Origin of the sequence: Marinobacterium sp. xm-a-127, from assembly GCF_013283425.1 — a bacterium.
Classification (GTDB): Bacteria; Pseudomonadota; Gammaproteobacteria; order Pseudomonadales; family Balneatricaceae; genus Marinobacterium_E.
The window spans coordinates 336737-361012 of record NZ_WBYH01000002.1 but is presented as its reverse complement, the minus strand read 5'-3'; the positions used below and the strand labels follow the sequence as shown (position 1 = coordinate 361012).

The following is a 24276-nucleotide window of genomic DNA, read 5'->3' as shown; positions in this document are numbered from 1 at the left end:
ATGGCGACAGTAGATATTTCAAGCTTCACAGGAACTGTTTGGGACAATACCACAGAGAGTGGCGAACTCCTTATTACAGCGGTATTTGGCGCAGGAACTGTTATTGATAAAAGCTTGCTGTCGAGCACTGCTGCCTCCCCTTATCTTTATCTAAACAATGCGCAGGAAGCTCAGTTGGACATAGTCAGGACAAACGCTGCTGCGCCCAATGAGCTGGTCTTTTCTTACACGGTATTCGAAGATCACCGCTCTATTGATCCTCTTGTGGTTCAGGGGTTTTATCTGGATGGAGCTACTCTGCAAGACTCCGATGGAGAACGACTCTCAACACTCATCAATACTGCGAATAACCAGATCCTAGTCGGCGGCAGCCGGGCGAAAGTTACTAACCCACAGATTACAGACGACGACCTTCAGTCTCCAACCGTTGATAACGTCCACGTTGTCAGTGGTAACTACCGAGAAAATCAGACCGTTTTGTTCACGGTCGAATTTGACGAATCGGTTTTTGTCACAATTGGTAACGCTGGTAGTTTGCCGCAGCTAACCTTTGTCAGTGACGGAGAACCACTCAACGACGTTTACGCGATCTACAACAATATAGGCTCTGGTACTCGCAGGCTCCAATTTGAATTACAGGTGACAGCTGACGTTAACGTAGCTGATCTGCAACTCGGAAGCTTGCTAACAAATGGTGCGGTTATCGAGGATACCTCGGGCAATATGGCTATCCTTGGGTTGCCTGATTTGCCGGCGGCCACGAATGTATCCCTTGGACCTCAAGGTAGTTCAATTGACGCTCCCGAGGTGCTAGCCGACATCACGATTGAAAGCATTCGGTATTTAGGTAGCACAGCGAGCCAGTTTTTAGCTGGCGATATTGTTGACCTAACAGTTCGAACTACCGGCAAAGTAGATATTGATGAAAGTCAGGGAACGCCGTCGCTTGTTCTCAGAAATGGCGGTTTCGCGACATACCTGAGCGGCTCGGGGAGCGATACGCTGACGTTTCGTTATGTAGTTCAGCCGAGTGATCGCGACACAGCTGAGCTAACGGTTTTAGGTGTTGCAGAGAACGATGCGGTATTTACCGGTGTTGCTGGTCAAAGCGTCGATTTACGTTTGGACTCAACAAATAATCTTCCCGCGTTTGAGACAGTGCAGATTAATGCTCGGGCTCCATACATCACTGCGATCTACTCAAACGATGGCCAGTATTCGGTTGGCGATCATATCGAATTTCAAGTGCATTTTTCCGAGGCCATAGAGAATCATGGTTCGGGACAGCCAAGCTTAGGCTTAAGCAATGGGTCAATCGCTGAGTTTACCAGGGCTGTAAATGGCAAAGTATTCTATTTCACCTACACAGCTCAGGAGGGCGATACTGATTCTGCCGATCTTGATGTGCTCTCTTTCAACCCTGAAGGTGCTGAATTTAGATCATTCACGGATAGCAGTGATCGGGTTTCACTTGGCTTAGGAAACATTGCATCCATTGCGTCTGAGTATGACATCCAAGTTGACGTGACCCGTCCTGTTGGCGAGATTAGATTTGATAGTAATCAGGTCACTGCCGGGGAAACGGTTGGTGTTACTGTAACGTTCGATGAACCAGTTACGAACCCGCGCGCTGCAATTGCCGTGGAGTTTGGAACCCTTAGTAATCTTGTCAATGCTGCTGAGTTAGACGGAACTCGCAGTACAACGTGGAAGGGTGTTTTCACACCGACTTTGGATTTAGAGATCACTGACGCTCGGTTGACTCTAGATAATAGTCGTGTGTCCGATGCTGCCGGCAATGCGGGTGCGGGTCTAAGTACATCGAATGCTCTCTCAATTGACACGCTAGGCCCAATTGCCAGCTTCCAACAGGAAATTTTGTCGGCTACTCGACGGTTGATCTCGATCGACTTTGCTGAAGAGGTCGCAGGTTTTGATGAGTCAGATATCGTTTTTGACTCAGCCAGCAAAAGCAGGATAGTCACGAGCGGCTTCACAACGGTGGAGCCAGGAAGGGTCTACACGATTGAGGTAGAGTCAACAGTCGCCGAGCCTGTCGGTGATTTGGCGTTCTCCATCGCTAAGAATCGCATCTCTGATAACGTTGGAAACCTCAACACAGAGAGTGAGGACATCGTTTTTTCAAAACCCTGGGATGTTATACCGCCTGCAATCAGTTCGATAACTCCTGTAACTGACGTAGATCCAACTTATGGACTTGAGTTTAAGGCGGGCGAAACCCTTTATATTGATGTTGAATTCACTGAAACAGTGAACCTCGATAACAGCGCAGGCGAACCGTTTCTTGCGTTGAGTAACGGGCAAACTGCTGAATACTACAGCGGCAGTGAAACTGATTCGGGCACACTCAGATTCAAATACACAGTAGAGCTTGGTGAAAGGGTAGACGCTTTAAACGTTACTGCTTTTGTCCGAAACAATTCCCTTGTAACCGACGATTCGGGTAACGAAGCGAAAACAACAATTCTTCCCGGTGCGAATCTAGCGGATTGGGGGGCCGTAGAGCTCGACAGTACAGCGCCGACTATCGTCACGATATCAGCGGGAGAAGATAAACTCTATCTAAAAGATCAATCAGTTGAGCTAACAGTACAGTTCAGTGAAGACGTTTTCATTGATGGGACCTACGGGTCACCGATTCTGGCACTCAGCAACGGTGCAGTAGCTGAGTACGTCTCAGGTGATGGTATATCAACAGGCAGTGGCACAAGTTTTCTGAATTTCCGATATACCGTCGCATCAAACGATTTTGACTCGCAGGATCTTGACGTACATGCACTGATTGCGAATGGTTCTATTCTGACAGACAGCGCAGGAAACGAGATTAATCCTAAGATCCTCAGTGAGAATAGCCGTCTTAGCTATCGGTCGGACGTGGTCATAGATGCGGCAGTCCCGTACTTCAGCACTACCTCAGTCACCGCAGGCCATTACAAGGCAGGTGACGTAATTGATATCGTTCTGGGATGGAACAAACCCGTTGAGATGCATATCTCGAGCGGCGATGATCCGGAGCTGAAACTTTCTAATGGCGAAATAGCTGTATTTAATCCTCAGGCTTCAAGCGCCAATCGTTTAGCTTTCACCTATGTTGTTAAGTCGACGGATGCAGAGTCTGGTGGGCTGACGTTTGAGTTACGGGCTGACAACGTGGCTTTCAAGGGTGTCGTTGCCGGCGAAACAGCCGATCTGACTTTGCCAAACGGTGGTGCACTCGAAGATAAGGATGGCAACTCGGTGCAGATTGATCTGACACCACCGACTGTCGAAAGCCTAACTGTGCTTGATAACGATGGAAGCTCGGACCTCAGCGCTGGAGAGACGGCTACTGTTTCGATCACCTTTGATAAAGCAGTGAAAGAGGTACGCCCGGAATTCTTTGCGATTGACGCGGGTGCGCTAAGTCACTTCGAAACTGCCGATAGTGTCACTTGGACAGCGATATACACCCCAAATAGGGGCAGTCAGTCGGGAGAACGAGAAATTGCTTTCGATAGTACGAAAGTCTCTGACCTTGCAGGTAATTTTGGTCAGGATGAGCCGACCGTAACAAACTTCACCGTCGATACATTGCGCCCAACCGTTGAGATAACCTCAGATGTTACGGGTGTTGCAGGCGGAGAAATTAACTTTGTAATCAGGTTCTCCGAACCTGTTAGCGATTTCGATCAGAGTAAAGTCAGTCTGAACGCGGGTGCAGGGACAATCGATAAATTTTACCCGACTGAATTTGATGAGAGCGGATTGCCAATTGAGTTCAACGTTCTTGTCGTACCGACTGCAGACAGTAACGATGCTATAAGCATCAGGGTGATGGAGAACGTAGCCAAAGATAGTGCCGGAAACTACAACCGCGCGTCGGACGTTTTTGTTCAACGGGTGGATACAACTATTCCCGTCATAGAATCGATTTACGTCGATGGCGGTGCCTACAAGCTAGGGGACACTGTAACCTTTAGTGTGCGTTTTTCTGAAGAGGCTTTTCTGAGAGGAGACGGTGAAAACTTATTCTTGCACACAAACAATGTTGGTACCGCAAAATATACATCGGGAGCGGGTACTGACACTTGGAACTTCGAGTATATCGTTAGTGAAGATACAGTCCCCGGTCAGTTAACGCTGAACAACCTAGTTGATGAGACGAAAAGTATCATCGACATTGCTGGAAACGCCGCGAATCCGATCATCAGTGATGACATCAGAGACGCGCTCCCTCGGGTTATTATCGACACAACCGGTCCTAAGGTAGATACCTTTAGCGTAGTTGAGTCAACTTATAACGCCTCTGAGGCGAACCCCGATCAGATCGGTAAGTACAACACCGACGATGCAGTCTGGATCAAGATGCGAGCAGATGAATGGCTCACGGTTGATACGAGCGCCGGTCGTCCGACGCTAGAACTCTCGAATGGAGGTGAGGCGGTCTACGTTTCAGGTAGTCACTCTAATACCTTGCTCTTCCGGTACGACGTGCGCGAAAGTGATAGCTCTAGCGATGCACTTAGCGTTAACTCTGTTCGAATGAACGGAGCTGCCATCATTGACCATGCCGGTAATTTGCTCAATGGCTCGCAGCTATTAACCCACGAGGTACTAACAGGCTCTGGTAGTGCGGTAAAAGTCGATACCGATGCTCCGATTGTTGAGACGGTCAGCATCGTTGAGACGACTGCAACGAATGACACCGGTGCGCAGTTAGACGCAGCCAACGATGGTTACTACAAAGCCGGAACGACAATCGCTTTTGAAGTAGCTTTCGACACAGAGGTATTCGTAGATCTAGCCGGTGCGGTGGCTGGTGGTCCTGTTTTGGCCCTGAGCAATGGTCAACTTGCCTACTACATTGAAGGAGATGGAACAGACACCCTTCGATTTGAATACACCGTCGCTGAGGGGGATATCAACAGCGATGATCTAGAGGTTCTCGGTCTGGCAGAGCAGGGCGCTGCGCTGACTGATGATGCTGGTAACCCCGCACTTGTTGAGATGGTCAGCGATAAGCGTAACTACACCACGGCGGTGGTGGATACTCAAGCGCCGGAACTTATTGCTGCCACCGACAGCTTCACTGCCAATGATGACGGTGTGGATGTGGTTAAGACGCTAGAGACCGTCAGCTTCACCTTTGAATTCTCAGAGGTGATTGATTGGATTCTTGCGACAGACCAGAGTATTGATCCATCAGACACTGCTGCAATTGCACAGCTGGTGGCTGATAACGAAGCTGAGATTTTGGATCTCTTCTCGATCGAACTTATACCAGCCAACAATGCCGTCGCGCCTCGTGCATATGAAGATGGCAATGGTGAATTGGTTGCGATGCCCGCGCCAACACCGGCAGGTGCGGGCTGGAATGCTGGTTTAGTTGCAGATAACTTCCGCTTTGAGCTCAATGAACAGGGTGAAATGGATCTGACGCGTTTCAGTGTAGACGTGCAGATTCCCGATCTGACCTATGCCGATCTGAAGGTAAGCATCGCTAGTGATGCCTTAGGCGATTTTGCTCAGAACCTCTCTGAGTCAGATCTCAGTCACACTCAGCGTGTCGATACTCAGTCATTCGAGCTTAATCCATCGATCGTGCTCGGTTTCGTCGTTAACTCCGACGCTCAGATTGATCTGCTAGACAAAGCGGGTAATTCGCTTCTCGAAGAAGGGGTTGTAATTAATATCGACCCGGCAACGGGTAAAGCAAGCATCGTAGTCTCGCCAAGCGAAACCTACCCTGCGGGCTATCGTGGACCTGTGATTCTTGAAGTTCGCGACGAGAATTCTGATCCTGATTACATCGACGAGTACACAGGTGAAGCGAAAGACCTGGATACCGTTATTCGTGCGATGTTCAATGTCACAGGGCCGGGTGCGGTCGACGTGACCGTATCGCCGCTGACCGAGTTGGCCGTTGCAAAATTCTTGGAGGGTAATGACGGTTCATATGTCGGCCTTGATGAAGCCACAGTGAACCAATACAACGAAGGTATCGGCTCGATATTTGGTCTAGGAGACATCACTGCGACTACACCAGTGGTAACTAACGCGGCTGATGTAGAGGTGGCAACAGGTCTTGACCTACCACAACCGGGCGAGGCCGATGTGTCGGCCGAGGCCATTAAGTATGGCCAGGTTCTCGCGATGCTCTCGGCGCGGGACTATCAGAACGAGACAGCCCCAGAAGATCCCGAAGATCAGGGCCCGACTGACTCAGTAGCACGCACAATATGGGAACTCTCTAACGCTATTGTTCTATTGGACGGTCAATCAGAGTTTGCCATTACGCAGGCGGGTGCTGATCTTCTGGTTCAAGCCCTCGAGGCGTCATCAAGCATCGAGTCACTTGATTCCGTTGGCGTAAACCGCGATCTGATGGATCTTGCCTACATGGACGCCGCTGCAGCCTCAGGCTTTGGTCTGAACTTAGCGGAAGCCGAGACAGCAACGCTGCCGATTAAAGGTGCTCAACTTGGTGACACTGTCTTTGTGCGCTGGGGTAACATCGTTGGCGGTGATCATGACGGTGAGGCCAATATCTTTAAGGTGGTAATCGATGTCTCTCATATCGCTGAAGATGGCTCGATCTCGGTGCCTGTGCCGATGGAGATCATTAAGCTACAAGGCGATGCCGACAGTATCCCTGTAAGCTTCGCAATAGCCGCAAGCGAAACACAGGTATGGCAAGAGGCGGACTTCAGTGCCCCAATTCTAGTAGCAGTCGACATTGTGCCGCCAGTTGCTGCGGTAAGCGCACCAACGTTCGACGCTCCCCTGCTTGTGAACGGCTCGATTGAGGGTATTCGCCCAGGCGACAAGCTCAATGTGCTGCTGAACAACTCAGCGGACGATAGCTTTAAATACTCTTTGGATACCAGCTTCTTAGAGATTATAGATGGCGTTGTCTCAATTAAAGAGGGCAAAGTACCCCCATCTGGCTTCTCTGTCGATGTGAGCGCAATCACATACAACTCAGCTGATGGAACGCTATCCTTTGCGTGGTCACTTGATCTTACCCAAGCAATAGCGGTTTCTCATTCGATTGATAGTGAAGGCAATAAGCTGCCTACCTTTGTGGTTGATGACCCTCGTGCTGTCTTCGAAGTACAAGCCAGCACTGCTGACCTGGTAGGTAACCCCGCAGAGAGCTCGTCGCGCAATGAGTTTATTATTGGCAGTGTCGATAATATTCTGCCTGCAACTGCCGCTACTGAGCGCGCTGTCATGAATGAGCTTCTTGACAGGCTCTCAGGTCGCTATGGCGATACCGCTGTGGATACCCGCGATAAAATTATCACGCTAGCTGAAGCGGTTAAGAATCTCTCTGCGCTGCAGGCAGGTACAGCGGTTACTATGGTTCAGGAAAAGCAGATATTAACTGTCCAAATACCTCCAGTTACCGGTACCTTTGAGTCCATGACTGTTGCCATCAACATTGGCGGCGATGAGCTGACGCTCGATCTCACCGAATATTTCGACCATGAACAACAGAGTCCAACGGGTCAAATTTCAGTAGCTGATATTGTAGACGCAATCAAGGATCAGCCGGGCTATGCCGATAAGAACTACACTGTTGCGCTGAGTGCCGACGGCAATAGCGTTGAGATTAGCTACAAAGCTTTTGGGCCTCAGCCAGAATCGAGCGCAGTTGCAACGCTAACCCAGACACTTCCTGCTGCTCAGATCGATTCAACCATCGATGTGGCCGGCGATATCGCTAATTTTGCGGTTCAAAGCATTGCGGTGGATGGTGTCGCTGATGAAAATGGCTTTGCCGTTTCCCCAGGACAAGTCCGTCTGGAGTTCGGTGATGTTGTACTTACGGTAGATGTGTCCGAGGTCGACCTCATCACTGATCTGCTTGCGCAATTGCAGGCAGCGGACGCCTACGCCGATCTACCATTTGCCCTCACTTTGGCTGAATCAGGCGATAGTCTGGTTGCAACTTGGGAGCGAGTCGGTGAGGTGACAGACACACTCAGTTTGAACCGCGATTATGTGCAGGTAACAACCTCTGATTTGGCAACTTTTACGAGTTCGCCAGAGGGAGTCTCAGGTATCACCACAGCGCAGCTTGAGGCGCTGGATATCCAAAATGTCGACGACACTCAAATGGGCGCGATCAACCGCGTACTCGCTGATCAGTTGGCTAATACGCTGGGTCAGGCAACGATTGTATTCACAGAGTCTGCTTTGGTGGCTGGGGAGTCTTCTGTCGTGACGATCAGCTTCCCAGAGCGCGTGGGGCAGTTGCCAGACGACATACTGGAACTGGTAGGCGGTAACTTCACTGCTGCCGAGGGTGCGCCAATCTGGAGCAGCACCGACGGCATTAACTGGACAGCAACCTTCACGGCAAGCAGTACCATCGTCAGCACCTCGCTGAGATACGAGAAGGTACTTGATAGCGAAGGCGCTGAAGTGCTCGATAGTGAGGGTCATCCAAAACTACAGGTGGTCACAGACACTAGAAACACCCCTCCATATGCCAAACTGGGTGCAAACGACCTAATGACGGTTGCTGTAGTCGAAGCGCTGGTGAACAAAGTCACCACCGCATCGGCGTTGATCCACGCATACTCGTCGGCTGCTGATGCGGCAGAACCGGGTCTAGAGGCTTTTGCTGATATCGGTTTGGCTGAAGTGCGTGCCGATAATCTCAGCGCGGTACTGGATTCCTTGGCGCGCGTGCGCGATGGATTTGAAGTTGCGGGTGACCTCTTTACCCAGATCGAAACCCTGGTGGATAGCTACAACGCGATATTCGATACGGTCTATGCCGAAACCGAACAACCGACCCCTGTCGATCTGATTGAAGATCTGAACAACATTGGTGTCAGCAACCTCAGCAGTAATGCTGGGCGTGCTGAAGACCAGACCACGCTGTTGCAGGGTGCCCTGCGTGAGGTGGCAGCTGCGAAAGCTGACGTCACCAACGAAGATAGTTCGGTGACAACGGCTGCAGAGCAACAGGCTGATATGATCAACTCCGTAGCGAAGCTCGAGAGCTTTGTGAGCAGCGTTGAGAAAGTCCTCGCCCGTGCTAACGGTGAAACTGTGGATATTGACGGCACAGCTACTCCTTTGGCTGTTAGCGATACAGATCTTACCGCGCTGGGCTTTGGTGACCTGTTACAGGATGAGTCCGCCAATAGTCGCCTGAGCGCCTTGCAGAAAGTCCTGCTGGACCAGTCTGAGGGCGAGGACAGCGATGCCATCGTTAACTACGCGGATCTCAAAGCGGTACTTAACACTGCTTCGGATGCCTTCGATGCGATCGTGGGCCTCACGGCCACTGCGCAAGATGACAGCTACGTTGATGCTGATGCGCGTGCAGCGGCAGTCACTGCAGCCCTGGCTGAGGTGGATGCCGACAGCTTCCAGAACATGGGTATCGACGGTGTGACCGATGTGAATATCGGGGCGATGACCGGCGATGATATGGCGGCGGCCGTCAAAGACGCGCTAGCTAATACTCCTAATGACATTGTTAGCCTTGAAACGGTTCAGACACTTGTAGACAGCTACACCGCTATTTTAGCGACAGCGCAGTCCGGTATACCAAGCTTTGATGAGGCTGATCTCGTCAACATTGGCATTGAACTGACATCGACCACCGGTGCTGATTCCGCTCAGGTTGCGATTTTGCAAGACTTTCTAGCTACACTTTCGCTCAGCGATGTTGCGCGTCTTGATGAACTACAGGCTGAGGTTGACCTTGTCGACCGCGTTCTGACACGTGCTGCCGGTGACACTGACATTCAGTTGACCGACGCTGAGTACGTAGATTTGGATATTCAAGGTGCTACCGCAGATAACCTGCCAGCCCTTCAGAAGGTGCTCAGCGATCTTGGGTCGGTGGATTCCGTTTCAACCCTGGCGAATCTGCAGAGCAAACTGAACACCACTGTTCAAGCTTTCGCCGACATCACGGAGATTGCCGGGCAGAGCAGTGCGGACACCTCTGCGCTCACTGCAACAACCTTTGCCAACATGGGTATCGATGCGCTAGACGACACGCGCCTGGCAGTGACCTTGTCAGCACTGAAGAACACTAGCAATGCAACAACCCTTGCTAACGTGCAGGCCGCTGTTGATGCGATTAATAGCCTATTGGATATCGCAGACAGCGATACAGGTGCAGTTTCAGCGCAAATGCTGACCGCCATCGGTTTGACGCCGGTTGCCGATCAAACCGCGCAAACAGTGCAGCTTACCCTAGTGGGTGATCTTCTCGCGGCGGCGGATGAGTCGGACTTTGCAAGCGTTGCTGATATTAACGAACTGTTGTCACTTACCACGGCACTGTTCGCAAATGTTGATGGTGATGCAGGTATTGCCCAGAGTGATCTTGAAGATCTGGGTGTTAGCGGTATCACTGCAAACAACCTCTCCACGCTGCAGGCTGTACTTAAGCAGCAGACGGACCTGAGTGCTGTCGCTGATCTGTCATCACTGCAGAGCTTGATGGAGACTGCCATTAGCACTCACGCACAGCTGATTGCTGTAGCTGGCGATGTAAATGCTGATACCAGTGCGATGGATGCGCAGACCTTTGTAGATGCGGGTCTGGATGTAACTGCAGGCCGCGAGGATGCAGTGCTCTCAGCCCTGAAATCAACCAATGAGACGCTGACCACGGGCGAGTCAATCCAAGCTGTTTTCAATAGCATGAAGACCATTCTGGATGTTGCAGCAACCGACACTGGCGGAATCGCTGCAACTGATCTGACCAAAATTGGTGTGACCCTGCGTGCTGATACTGCGCAGGCCGATCTGCAAGCCGACCTCGTCAGCGAGATTATTGCGGGTCTGGATGAAACTGATGTGTCCACTGTGGCACAGATCGCTGCACTCACCGCAGTAACGGATCGTTTGATCGGCACGGTCAATGACGAGACGGATGTCACATTGTCAGAAACCGATACAGCGTTGCTTGGCTTGAGCATCGATGCATCCAACTTGAGACTGTTCAACGAAGCCCTAGGCGCGGAAACGGATTTAAGCAATGTTGAAGATCTGTCTGAGATTGCGGCAATTGCGTCATCTGTATTGACGGCTCAGACAACCGCGTTAGCGAAGATTTCAGCCTACATTGATGACAATGGCAACGCACAGCCGACCGTCGATGATCTACGCGAGGCGGGTCTTGAACTTAGCGATGGATCCCGCATCACAGAACAGCTTATGCCCGCTCTGTTGCAGCAACTAAATACCGCGTCAGGTTCTTACACTAGCTTCGCCGATATCCAAGGTCTGATCACCGATGGCTCTGCTCAGCTATTAGCCCTAGCTGCCATCGCTGAATACGCACAAGCCGATGGTGTCGATGTCGCTGCACCGTCGCTAACGCAGTATCAAGCGGCAGGTATCACTGACTTTGGCACAACGCCTGTAACACTCGAAGAGCGTCATGTTGCCGTAGCGAACGAAATTCTGGCGCACAGCTCAATTGGTACGGACAGCGGTGAAGATCTGGCAACGCTCACTGAGTCAGCGGTTCAGAGCCTTGTAGATCTGGTGGCTGAGCCACTGCCGACGGTCGCTAGCATCGACTCTATTAGCACAGATACGTCTGATGCTGATAATGCGGGTGGTTCTGCGACTGACTTCATCACTTCGCATACCGGCGCTCAAACGATCTCTGCAACGCTGAGTGCTGAACTCAAGGCTTGGCAGTTGGCCGAGTACCGTATTGATGACGGTGCCTGGACTCAGATCGCTGATACCTTTATTACCGGCACCGCTATCTCATTCGGTTCGACTGCCTTCAGCGCAGATGCGACCTATACACTCGAAATCCGTGTGAAAGATCTGTCTGGCGAGGCTAGCGCAGCAGCCACACAGGATATAGTGGTTGATACCACAAATCCGACTGCTCCTGCCGTCGTCATACCAGTGGTGATTAGCGATGATGCTGCAAGTGTCGTAGAAGCCACCGCTCCTGAAGGTGTCATTACCGTTCAAGGCGGGCAGGGTGAAACGCTCGAAGTAACCCTAACAAGTGATGCATCTAGCAGCACTTCGGTTACGAAGACACTGTCAGCCAATGATGGCAGCGCGCAGAAGTTGGTATTGACGGCTGGGGATGTAAACAACCTTGGCACAGGCACGATAACAGTATCGGTGACGTCCACCGACCTGGCCGGCAACCAAACTACCAGCTCTGATATTGCAAGCTTTAGCTTGGATGCCGATCGTCCTAACCAGCCGACCCTATCTAGAGACGGCAATGTGCTCACGATCGTTGGTGAAGACTACGCAACCGTGGTGCTGATGGACGGTTCAACCGACATTACCGATAGTTTTGACATCATTGAAAGTCCTGCAGGTACCTACACCGCGACGGCGATTACCGATGCATTCGATGGTACCGAAAACCTCTCCATTACTGCTGCACTTACGGATGCGGCGGGTAACCTAGGTTACGCATCCACCGCTCTGGCGGGTACCGGAATTCTGGATACCACAGCACCTGATGCCCCAGTTCTGACCGCAGTAGTGAATTCAGGTGATGCCTCATATGATGAGGGCTTTACAGTCACTGAGAATGCCGATGTCGTTGTGAAGGTTGATGGTACAGCACTGACCGATACCGAGCTTGCTACATACTTTACGAAGTTGACAGCAAACAACACTGATACTTACACCGCGGTAAATGCGAAGTTTGCAGGTACTGAGACTATCTCGGTGACAGCCGGATTCACTGATAGCTTCAACAATACTACCGATGTGACGGTTGCATTGCAGGAGGTGAAACCTGTAACACCAACTCAGACGATAACCTTTGATAGTCTTGATTATACCGTCACAGAGAGCGTTTCCGGTGAGATCGCGCTTTCAGATGTCCGCACGAGTACAGATCCTGCAATTGTATTTTATGACTTTGAGGATTTCGGGGATGGAACTTATACCATCAGCGATTCGACCGGGGTAATTGCTACATTTGAGGGAGCATGGAGCGGAAATGATCGTAATACCAATATTCACAATGATATAAACCGATACGTATGGGACGCTGGCTACCGCGCAAGTCAGAATAGTTATAACTCGATTACTAATCTGTACGTTGCAGACCGAGACGGCGCAGACATGTCCACCACAGGTTTCAAAATTGAACTAGGTGGCGTAATTAGCACCGATTTCTCCGAGAGTGATTTCATTGTAAACCAGACTTCTGGTTTGACCGTGAAGGCGACTCTGAGCGCCGAACTAGCTGCCGGCCACAAGCTTATGTACTTCAATGGTGCAGGTGAGTGGGTCGACATAAGCTCTAGCGTGTCAGGTACGTCTGTCTCTTACCTCGACCCAACGCTCACCCAGTCAGCGGCGATCACACTGAAGATCCGTAATGCCCTGGGTGAAGAGACGGTACCAACCGGGAAACCTGTTGTGATTGATACAGTCGTTCCAGATGCGCCAAGTCTTGCGGTTAATGGAGCTGTTTCTGGTGCATTGACTGAAACTGAGATCACGTCGTTGAATGCAACTGAGGGTCTCTATAACGTCTCTGCGGAAGAGGGCACAGAGATCACTCTAACCTTCACTAATGGTTCCAACGAAGTTGAGAAAACGCTGACAGCAACTGGCGGAGGTCAATTTGTACAGTTGTCCTCTGCAGATTTGACGCAGCTAACCGACGGTAGGATCACCGTATCTGTAGTAGCGACAGATGATGCAGGCAACGTAAGTACTGCAGCAACTTCCAGCTTTGTGTTGGATACCACACCTCCTGCTACCACCGATGCGGCGCTGACAAGCGATTCAGGTACTGCGAATGACAGCCTTACAAATAGTGCGGCTATCACTGCGCCTACCAATGCTGAGACGCAGGCGGTAGTTGAATACCGTGTGCTTGATGCTGACAACTCCGATGCTGTCGTGACGGATTGGTCGACTAGCTACATAGCGCCGACAACTGATGGTAACTACAAAGTAGAAGTACGTCAGACCGACGAAGCGGGCAACATTTCTACAGTTCAGACAATCACGTTTGAATATGATTCAACGATCCCAATGCCTGATGCGCTTATCACCACCGACAGCGGTAGCAGCGCGACAGATGGCATAACCGATACGGCGGGCATTACAGCACCCACAAATACAGGTTCGGATACACTGCAGTACCGCATTTTGAATGCAGCTGATGACAGTGTTGTCTCTGACTGGGCTGGTACCTACACTGCGCCAACCACAAATGGCAGCTATAAGGTTGAGGTGAAGCACACTGACGCTGCGGGTAATACCGCGACGCAAATGATTAATCTGACGCTAGATACTGCAGTTGACCTGTCGGTGAGCGTAGCTCCAGGAACCTACGGCGTGGGTGACTCGGTGGCAATTACTCTTACATCCGCGAGCGGCGAAACTGGAATTACGTTCTCAGCAGCCAAGTTCAATGGTGTAACGCTAGAAGGTGTTACGGACAACGGTAATGGTACCTATTCAGCTACCTACATCGTCTCGGCAGGCGATACCGAAGTGGCAGCTGGTGGCGATGTTACGGTGGACTTCCAATTCACTGATGTGGCTGGGAACTCAGATAGCCTAACTAGTGTGACGCTATCCAATAACGTTGCAATTACGCCGGCTGCGCTCGCGCTGGAGGCCTTTGAAGAGTTTGTTACACCTCCCGTACCGTCGACATTTGATATGGGTAGTTTGGGCAATCTTATCTTGCCAGTGACCGTTGATGGTGGGCGAGTCTATTACTTGCTCGACCGAAACGGGGATAACGCTGTTGGAAGATCTAATGATGGTTTGACCTTGGCTGAAGCACAGAACATTTTCAAAGAAGACGTCAATGGAAATGTTAACCCTGACCCAAGCTCAGGTCCGAATGTGACCTACCGCTATGCGACGATTAATGGTGCTCGTTTTGCGCTAGCAATTAGGGGAGGTACTGGTACCGATATTTCAGTTGATACGACTGACTTGAACACGTCGGTTTCTGGAAATGAGGATAATCCAGCTTTTGACGGCGGTCTGTACGCAATTGTCGACGCTTTCAACGGTTTGCCAAACGCATGGACTAGTGCTGGCTTAACCGATTATGTAGTGTCGGAACGATACTCAGGAGAGCAGTATTATCAATCATCTCCGTCCGTACCAAATGCTGGCAAGGACATTATCGATAGCGCCGGTGTTTGGGGAGTACAATCCCTCAACATTATTATTGAGGCGTTAAATCCTACGGCTATGTCGACGGTTCGGTTACCCGCGTTCACTGGATATCTCGCTCTTGGCATAGACACCTACAACGACGGATCTTCTGATCTGCCTTTGACGCAAGAGCTTGTTTCTCTTGCGAATGAGATTGTCAGTGGGATAACCGGAACGCTTAGTGCATCGGCTATTCAGGCAGCGCTCGATGCGGCACACGCCAAATTGACAGCGATGCAGGTAGTTTTGGATTACATCGACGATCAGGGCAGTGCTGCACCGGATGCCGATGATTACAACGCCATAGGCTTGGGCCGTACTGTCGCTGTCTCTGAAGTTGCTGCGCTAAACGCCGCGGCAGTGTCAGCCGGCGTTAATGCCGCAGATACGCCGGCGGAATTAGCCGCTCTTCTGCCAGTTCCATCGGTTACGATCGATGCGATTTCGGATGACACCTCAGCATATCCGCCTATGGCAGATTTAGCTGTTGCAGTTAGTACTGACCCCAATCGACAGCAAGGGGACGTATTAATTGATATTAGCTCGGTACAGGTTGGTGACTACTTAACATTGGAGTTAAATGGAGCCACTTACACCTCTGATTTTGCGGTACCGGCTCCGGGTGATTCGATCTATACTCTGCAATATCAGATTTTGCAGACCTTCAGAGGAGGAAATCCCGAGCCCGCAGCGTTAACTACGTGGAAAGCTGCAGTAGGGATAGATGAATTCTACAGTTCCGGTAGTGAGATATTGGTTCGCCCAACTGCGACAGATATTGACGTTTCTGCTCTTAATGTCAAAGCCGGAATACCGTCCACTCCAGACTTCATCACCAGCGACGACGACGGTCTAACCATCACCGCGACACTTGATGCCGCGCTGGCAACGGGCCAGCGTCTTGAGTTCTCAACTAACGGTACAGACTGGACTGATATCAGCGATTCAGTAACAGGTACTGCAGTTAGCTACGATGCCTCAAGTTTAACGTCTACAGCGACAGTACAGATGCGGGTTGTGAATTCAGCCGGAACGGCGGGAACTGTGGATTCGCAGTTAATTACCATCGACACGGCTGTAGCTACACCAAACGCAACTTTGGCTGTTGACAGTACCAACGGTGTCTCCGGCAATGATTCAGATGCAGTAACTAACTCTGGCGCTATTACTGCACCAGCAAATGCAGAATCAGGCGCTATTGTTGAATATCGAGTGCAGAAGGATGCGGGGGCGTTCAGTTCGTGGAGTGAAACCTACACCGCTCCGGCAACCGACGGTTCGGCCGATGGAGCTTATGTTGTTGAGGTTCGACAGACTGATGTTGCCGGGAATGTCTCTGCCAGTCAGAGCCTTACTTTCACGCTGGATACCACAGCACCCACGACGGCTGTCACTGCGATAACTATCAGTGATGACTCGGGGGTACAAGGCGATTTCATCACCAATGATGTAGATGGCCTCACAATCAGTGCGACACTCTCGGCAGCCTTGGCTACTGGTGAAATTCTAGAGTACTGGAATGGTGCTGCATGGAGCCAGGTCGCCGCAACTGCTATCAGTTCTACTGCTGTGAGCTTTAGCGATGCGAATCTCAACAGTGATACCACTGTGAAGTTCCGGGTGTCTGACGCGGCGGGTAACACTGGAGCCGAATTCACTCAGGCAATAACTTTTGATACGACGGCTCCTGTAACTGCTCCGTTGAGCATTACAGATGTCGATTTGTACTCCACTGGTGGTACCGTTCGAGTCAATTTGGATACGAGCAGCACGAGTGCCGGTGACTACGTGCAACTTGATAGTGCCGACGGTGCTCAGACCATTACGGCCAGCGTTGCAATGAGTGGCGTGAACGTTGTCGGGACAATGAAGGAGTATCTAACCTACGACGATGCATCGCCAGATGTGACTACTTATACGCTAAACTCATCGCATAACTTGAAGCTAATTGAAGCTCATCTCGTGCACGATGCATTTTATGCTGTGGATACAGATGGTGATGGCATCATCACTGCGGCAGATCAGATGACCGATACAGCCTTTGCCGCGGCAGGATACAGAGAACCTATATCGGGTCTATATCTTGATGAGTATTTTGGTTCTAACGATCTAATAAACCTCATAAATGCAAACGAGTTTTTGCAGAATACAGCCATCACTTATCACTGCGCGCGCTACTACGATAATGCGGCTCGTGGTACCTTGGATAATCCACAGGCCTATTTCATACAGTGGGACGGCTCATCGTGGAGCGAGGTGTTGCTACCCGCAAGCACGCCGGCTGTTGTGATTACTCAACCTAGTCAAACGATCAACGATTACGCGTCCGATGTGTCAGTTAGTGGTGCGCCGTCATTGGTCGGTGGTAACACCTATGAGTATGACGTCTCTTATCCAATGTTCGATAGCAGCACCTCGTTCAGCTTATTGCAGGGTGGTGTAGATAGTGGAATCACTATCACCGTGATCGGAACTCCGGGCTCATCCGGCGCGAAGATCAGCTTTACCGTGCCAGTAGATCAAACTGAGCCGCTTACCCTGACGAACAACCTTGTGACGTTGGATCGCGAGAGCTCGGTGGATGAGATCTCCGTTAGTGCCTTAACAACAATAGAATTGACAGCCAATGACATCACAAATGGGTATGTTGATATCGACCTGACTTCGTCTGATCTCGCAGGACAGAGTGGGGCGGTTACTCTGCTTGCAAGCATCGCTGACGTGGCGGGTAACAAGGGTTCGGCTGCACACCAATCTTTCAATTTGGTACCTGAACCGCTTGAACTAGATGTTACGTTGATCTCGGACACGCCGATAATGGTGAGTGCCTCAGTTAGCGTGGTCAGTAACGGCATTGATACAGTTGACTTGTCGGACGGTGATATCCTGAGGGTGAGTTATACAGATGCAGGTGGCACATCGGGAGTCGTAACCTTCCCGCTTAGTGGCGCCACTGGAAACAATAGCATGGTTGGAAAGTTGGCAGATGCCATAAATGGCTTCACTGATTTTTCACCCGCCATTTCCAGTAGCAGGTATATAACGCTGAGTAACGGTCTAGGAGCGGTGACGATCGACAGCGCTGAAGTGATTACATTCGATGATAATCATATATCGTCCCAAACAATTGAGTCAGCAATTGTATCGATTGCCAATGCTCCTGACGGTTTCTACAACAAGCAGATTGAATACTCTCTTGACGGAGGCTCTAGTTGGACCTCTTCGAGTATTTCGAACTCGGGCTACCTCTCCGACAACAGGCCGTGGCAGATGATAACCTTTGCCTCTGCGTTGACTGACGGTGCCAGCCTGAAGATTCGAGTCAGAAACGATGCGACCAGTGAGTACAGCACGACTATTGTTGTTGACACAACGAATCCTAACCTTGTCATGGCTGCTCAATCTGTGAGTAATGCTAGTGATGATGTTGTTGTCCAGTCAGATGAGAAAGGCTTTGTCTATCTAATCAACGACAATAACGACGATGCAATCTCGACCTTTGCTGATATAGTCGCGTTGGCAGATGACAAAGTTAACCGGGTCGCCATTACGTCGACTAACACAGATACCAATCTGTCTACCGAAGGCCTGGCGGCTGGTACATATTACGCTTATGCAATGGATGAAGCGGGTAATCTTTCAGCCACTAGCAGTAACGCTGTAACTGTGACTGACGCATCTCCTACGGACACGGCAGATGCAGTATTCAAGGAAATAATAACCGGTACGAATACTGTATATAACGGAACTAACGCCGCCGTTGATGACAGTGGTGTTAACGCGGACGCTACCCCTGATATCGTCATTAAGCTTGTCGATATAGCCGAAGGCGATTCGCTTGAGTTAGTCGTCGACGGTGTGGTTGTGTCGACCCACGCAGTAACCGGAAGCGACATTACCAGTGGTGAAGTCACGTTTGCCGGTGTCGATGTGGCTGGCAACGATGCATCGTCAGATCGATCTGTCTCGCTTGGGCTTAAGGTGACGCACATCACAGAAACCCAACAGGTTGATACCTGGGAGTTCAACTGGTAATTCAGTTATCCGTGAATCCAACAGCCGCCCCTCGGGGCGGTTTTTTATGCCCTAAAGTAGTTCCCCGCATATCTACCCCATGTCATACATAGTCGAGTGTGACAAAAAATACCTGACATGTTTGACATCAGTGACAAATTGTCAGTATAATGACAAACCTGGTTGGATTGGTGTCACTAGTTGTCACTATTAGCCAGAGGCGAATGAAGTTAAACGAAGAGCAAATCTAGGGGTAGAGATGACTTTTCTTTCAGGTTTCAGCGTGCCATCAGCGCGCTACAATTCCGGATCCGTTGTGCCTATCAGCGCAACGTTCAGTGACAGTGTCACAGTGTCAAACGGCGCTGTGCCTTTTCTTTCGTTGTCTAACGGCGCGATTGCGACATACGCCGGTCAAACCGACGACGCCACACTGACATTCAACTACTTTGTATCGGATACTGACAACGCTACCCTGTCTCTGTCAGTCACCGGTTTTGCTTTAAATGGCGCATCAGTTCTCGCCGCTGATGGTTCTGTCGCTGCTACCACTGTCACTTCAGGTGTTAACAGCCAGATCGTTTCTACTGCCAATGCTGGTGCTGCTGTCACTATTGAAACCTCATTGCAGGATATTGCTGACGATCTCGTGTCACCTCGCGTCGCTTCTGTAGATCTTGTCAGCGGCAACTACCGGCCTGGCGATAAAGTCACCCTAACGGTTGTGTTTGATGAAGCGGTGGGCGTAACGCCCGGCGCCAAGCTGCCAACCCTGACGCTGATGAGCAACGGCGAAGTACTTGATGATGTCATCGCCTCCTACGAGTCAGGTTCAGGCACGAAGAAGCTCAACTTTACCTTTACGGTCACTGACACCATGGATGTCGCTGACCTGCAGCTCGGTGAGCTGCTCTCGAACGGTTCATTCCTCGCCGATGCTTCTGGCAATGCGGCGATTTTGTCACTGCCTGAACTGCCCAGCGCAACCTCTGTGTCACTGGGCGATCAGACCGTCTACGTTGAAGAGGTGGTTGACCTCGCCGATGTGAAGATTGAGTCGATCCGTTACCTCGATAATGACACCGAAGCCTTTAAAGTGGGCGAAGTGCTCAGCTTTAGCGTGCGCATGACCGGTGTAGTCAATGTGGATACCACTGAAGGTGTGCCCACGCTGGTGCTGAGTAACGGTGGGTTTGCCCGTTACACCGGCGGTTCTGACAGCAACACTTTGACCTTTAGCTACATTGTCGGTGCCAGCGATCGCAACACCGATGACCTACGTGTTCTTGGTCTGGCTGAGAACGATGCAGTCTTCAACGGCAGCCTGGGCCAGGACGTGGATGTGCGTATCACCTCTGCGAACAACCTGAGCACCTTCAACGATGTGGCGATTAACGCCCAAAGTCCGTTTATTACCCGTATCGACAGTGCCAGCCAGGTGGTGAGCCTGGGCGAGAGCGTTGAGTTTATTGTCAACTTCTCTGAAGCAGTCGATCTGGAAGGCGATGCGCCTTCACTGTCACTGAACAACGGTGCCACGGCTGAGTATGTCAGCGGTGCGCCGTCTAAACAGTTGTTGTTCCGTTACACCGCCCAAGAGGGTGATGCGAATGCTCAAGACCTTGATGTTCTGAGCTTTGATGCACCTAACAGCACCCTGATCTCCCTGTCAGGCACCGGCGAAGCGTCAGTGTCACTGTCACAGATCACCACAGTGGCTGCCAAGTACGATATTAGTTTTGATGGTGAGCGCCCAGAAGGTGTGATCACCTTTGATAGCGACGCCTTGATTGCCGGTGAAACCTCCGGTGTCACTGTTACCTTCGCAGAATCTGTCACCAACCCCCGTGACGCGATCAGTGTCAGCAACGGTACGCTGTCACCGCTGGTACCGGTGGAAGGTACTGCCATTCCACGCACGGTGTGGAAGGGTGTGTTTACCCCGATCCTGAAGATCGAAGCCGATGAGACGACGCTGGTGCTGGATAACAGCCTGGTGGCTGACAATGCTGGCAATACCGGTACGGGGCTGAGTGTCTCTAACCCAATCTCCATTGATACTTTGGGTCCTGTCGCAGAGCTCAGCTCTAGCGTGCTCTACAACGGTCACCGCCTGATCACCATCGATTTTGGTGAGCAGGTCACTGACTTTGATGTGAACGACATCGTTGTGACCAACGGCATCAAAGTGACCAGTGGTTTTACCGAAGTCACACCGGGGCAGGTCTACACCCTTGAGGTGGCGCCCACCGCGGCAGCACAGGATAACCCAACAGGTGATGTGACTGTCACACTGCGCAAAGGCACGATGACCGACAGCCTGGGTAACCTTAACGCAGAGCAGTCGATTGCGCGTCCTTGGGATATCCGTGCGCCTGAAATTACCCGTATCAATGCCGAGAGCGGTTCCTACACCGCCGGCGATACCATCGCGATTGCTGTTACCTACGATGAGATCGTCAATGTTGATGCCGTGAACGGCACACCGTTCCTTGCCCTGAACAACGGCCAGGTGGCTGAGTATGTGCGCGGTAGCGAGAGCAACACGCTGGTGTTTGAGTACACCGTGGTACAGAACGATCAGGTCGATGCGCTCAATGTGCAGGCACTGGTGAAAGACGGTGCCAACATTACTGACAATGCGGGTAACGACGCTAAGACTTACATCACTCCCGGTGCCAACCTCTCCAACCATGCAGTGGTTGAAATTGATGGCGTTGCGCCAACGATTGTCACCATCTCTGCGGCAGAGGACGCGCTGTACCTAGCAGGTGACAGCGTTGAACTGACAGTTCAGTTCAGCGAGAACGTCTACATCGACTTCACCAACGGTTCACCGATTCTGGCACTGAGTAACGGTGCGGTCGCTGAGTATGTCGATGGTGACGGTTCAAGCTTCCTGAACTTCCGCTACACCGTTCAGCCAAATGACTTCGATACCACCGATCTAGATGTACATGCACTGATCACTAACGGCTCGGTGTTTAAGGACATCTCCGGCAACGAAGCCAATATGGCGATCCTGAGCGACAACAGCCGTCTGGCGTACCGCTCGGATGTGGTGGTGGATGCTGCGACACCGTACATCAACACCATCTCTGCCAACGCCGGTCACTACAACGAAGGCGAGATCATTGATATCGCCCTGGGTTGGAACAAACCGGTTGAGATGAACGATGCGCTGGGTACCCCAGAGCTGAAACTGAGCAATGGCGAAATCGCCACCTACAACGCCGCAGCCTCTACACCAACACGCCTAGTCTTCAGCTATGCCGTTAAAGCGACTGATTTTGAGTCGGACGCACTGGCGATTGCTGAACTGCGCACCAATTACGCGACTTTCAACGGCGTTGTTGCTGGTGAATCTGCTGACCTGACCCTGCCAAACGGCGGTGCGATCGCGCAGGCTGAAGGCGGCATCTTTATCGATCTGACGCTACCAGAAGTAGAGTCTATCAGCGTTCTCGACGAGAACGGTTCTGCAGATCTGAGCGCGGGTGAAGCGGCAACGCTTACCATCGAATTTAATGGGGCGATCAAAGAGCTGCGCCCAGAGTTCTTCAACATCGAGAACGGCGCGCTGAGTAACCTCAGCAGTGAAGATGGCGTGACCTGGACAGGCACGTTCACTCCGCTGAAAGACACGCAAGCCGGTGAGCAGACTCTGAGTCTGGATCTCACCAAAGTTTCTGATTTGGCAGGCAACTTTGGCCTCGGTCAGTCACAAGATGCTAACTACACCTTGGATAGCGCTTACCCAACCGTGACCATCCGCTCGGATGCGGACGGCATCGTTAATGGCGATGTGCGCATGGTGGTGAACTTCTCTGAGTCGGTGCAGGACTTTGACCTGAGCAAGCTCAGCGTCGAAGGCGGTAGCATTGATCAGTTAAGCCTGGAGACACCGGATAACTCGGGTCGTCCTGAAGGCGAATATAGCTTTGTTGTAACCCCAGACCGTAATAGCACCCAGCCGATTAAAGTGCGCGTGATGGATGGCGTTGTCACTGATGAGGCCGGCAACCCCAACAAAGCGTCGGATGTTCTGCTCCAGCCAGTCGATACGGTAAAAGCGAAGATCGAAGGTATCCACGCTGAGGCCGGAGCCTATGCGGTGGGTGATACCGTTCAGTTGACGGTTAAATTCAGTGAATCGCTCGACTTCGAATCGGCGCCAGAACATGCCCCTTCACTCTTTTTAAACAACGGTAAACAGGCTGTTTACCTGAGCGGTGCGGGCACAGACACCTGGACCTTCAACTACGAATTTAGTGAGCCTGCGGCCTCTGCAAACCCTCTGCAGGTGCTGGCGTTCCTCGAAAATGATGCAAAACTCGTCGATGTTGCCCACAACCGTGCCAACGTCAGCCTGAACAGCACAAACCGCCTGCAGGAGACTGTCATCGTTGATGGTATCGAACCTCAGGCTGTTAGTTTTAGCGCAGTAGCGGGTAGTTACGGAATCGAAAATGTCGTTTGGATTCAGATGGAGACCAGCGAATGGGTCAACGTTGATACTGCGTCTGGCCGCCCAACCCTCGAATTGGCCAACGGTGGCGTAGCCACCTACGTGTCAGGTTCCGCATCCAATACGCTACTGTTCCGCTACGAAGTCGAAATGACCGATCACTCAGTTGATGCCCTCGAAGTTAGCGGCATCAACATGAACGGCGGTTTGATCTCTGATGCAGCGGGCAACGCCGTTGCTGCTTTTGGATCAGACCTACTGATCAATGCAGATGCGTCACCGGTTGCGGTAGACACCAACGCACCGACCTTGCAGCTGGTTAATCTGGTTGAAGATGCTGGCTCAGAAAACGATGTCCTCAACGATGGCTACTACGGCATCGATACGGTCGTTGCGTTTGATATCCAGTTTGATGAAGCGCTGCTAGTCGATACCAGCGCCGGTGAACCAGTACTTTCGCTGAGTAACGGTCAAACGGCAGCGTATATCGCTGAGCGCTCTGATCTTGCTAACGGCATCATGCGTTTTGAGTACCGTGTTGCTGAGGAGCACATCAATAAAGATTACCTGCGCGTACTGGGCATGGCCGAGCAGGGTGCTCAGATCACTGATCTGGCGGGTAA

2 protein-coding genes (1 of these 2 running past the window's edge) are annotated in these 24276 nt (G+C 51.3%); both read left to right on the top strand.

Going from position 1 to position 24276, the window contains the following annotated elements:
- Window positions 1–19206, top strand: a complete 19206-nt coding sequence (locus XMA127_RS05505) for an Ig-like domain-containing protein (RefSeq protein WP_173498992.1) — start codon at window positions 1–3, stop codon at window positions 19204–19206.
- Window positions 19207–19444: 238 nt separating this feature from the next.
- A protein-coding gene (locus tag XMA127_RS05500; protein ID WP_173498991.1) for an Ig-like domain-containing protein crosses the window boundary here: on the top strand, window positions 19445–24276 show its 5' portion. 23188 nt of this gene lie beyond the right edge of the window; the window shows 4832 of its 28020 coding nt (coding positions 1–4832); it begins with the start codon at window positions 19445–19447; its stop codon lies off the right edge, out of view.

Excerpts from the sequence above, each read along its gene's own strand:
- XMA127_RS05505 (WP_173498992.1), top strand. The coding sequence starts at position 1 with ATGGCGACAGTAGATATTTCAAGCTTCACAGGAACTGTTTGGGACAAT.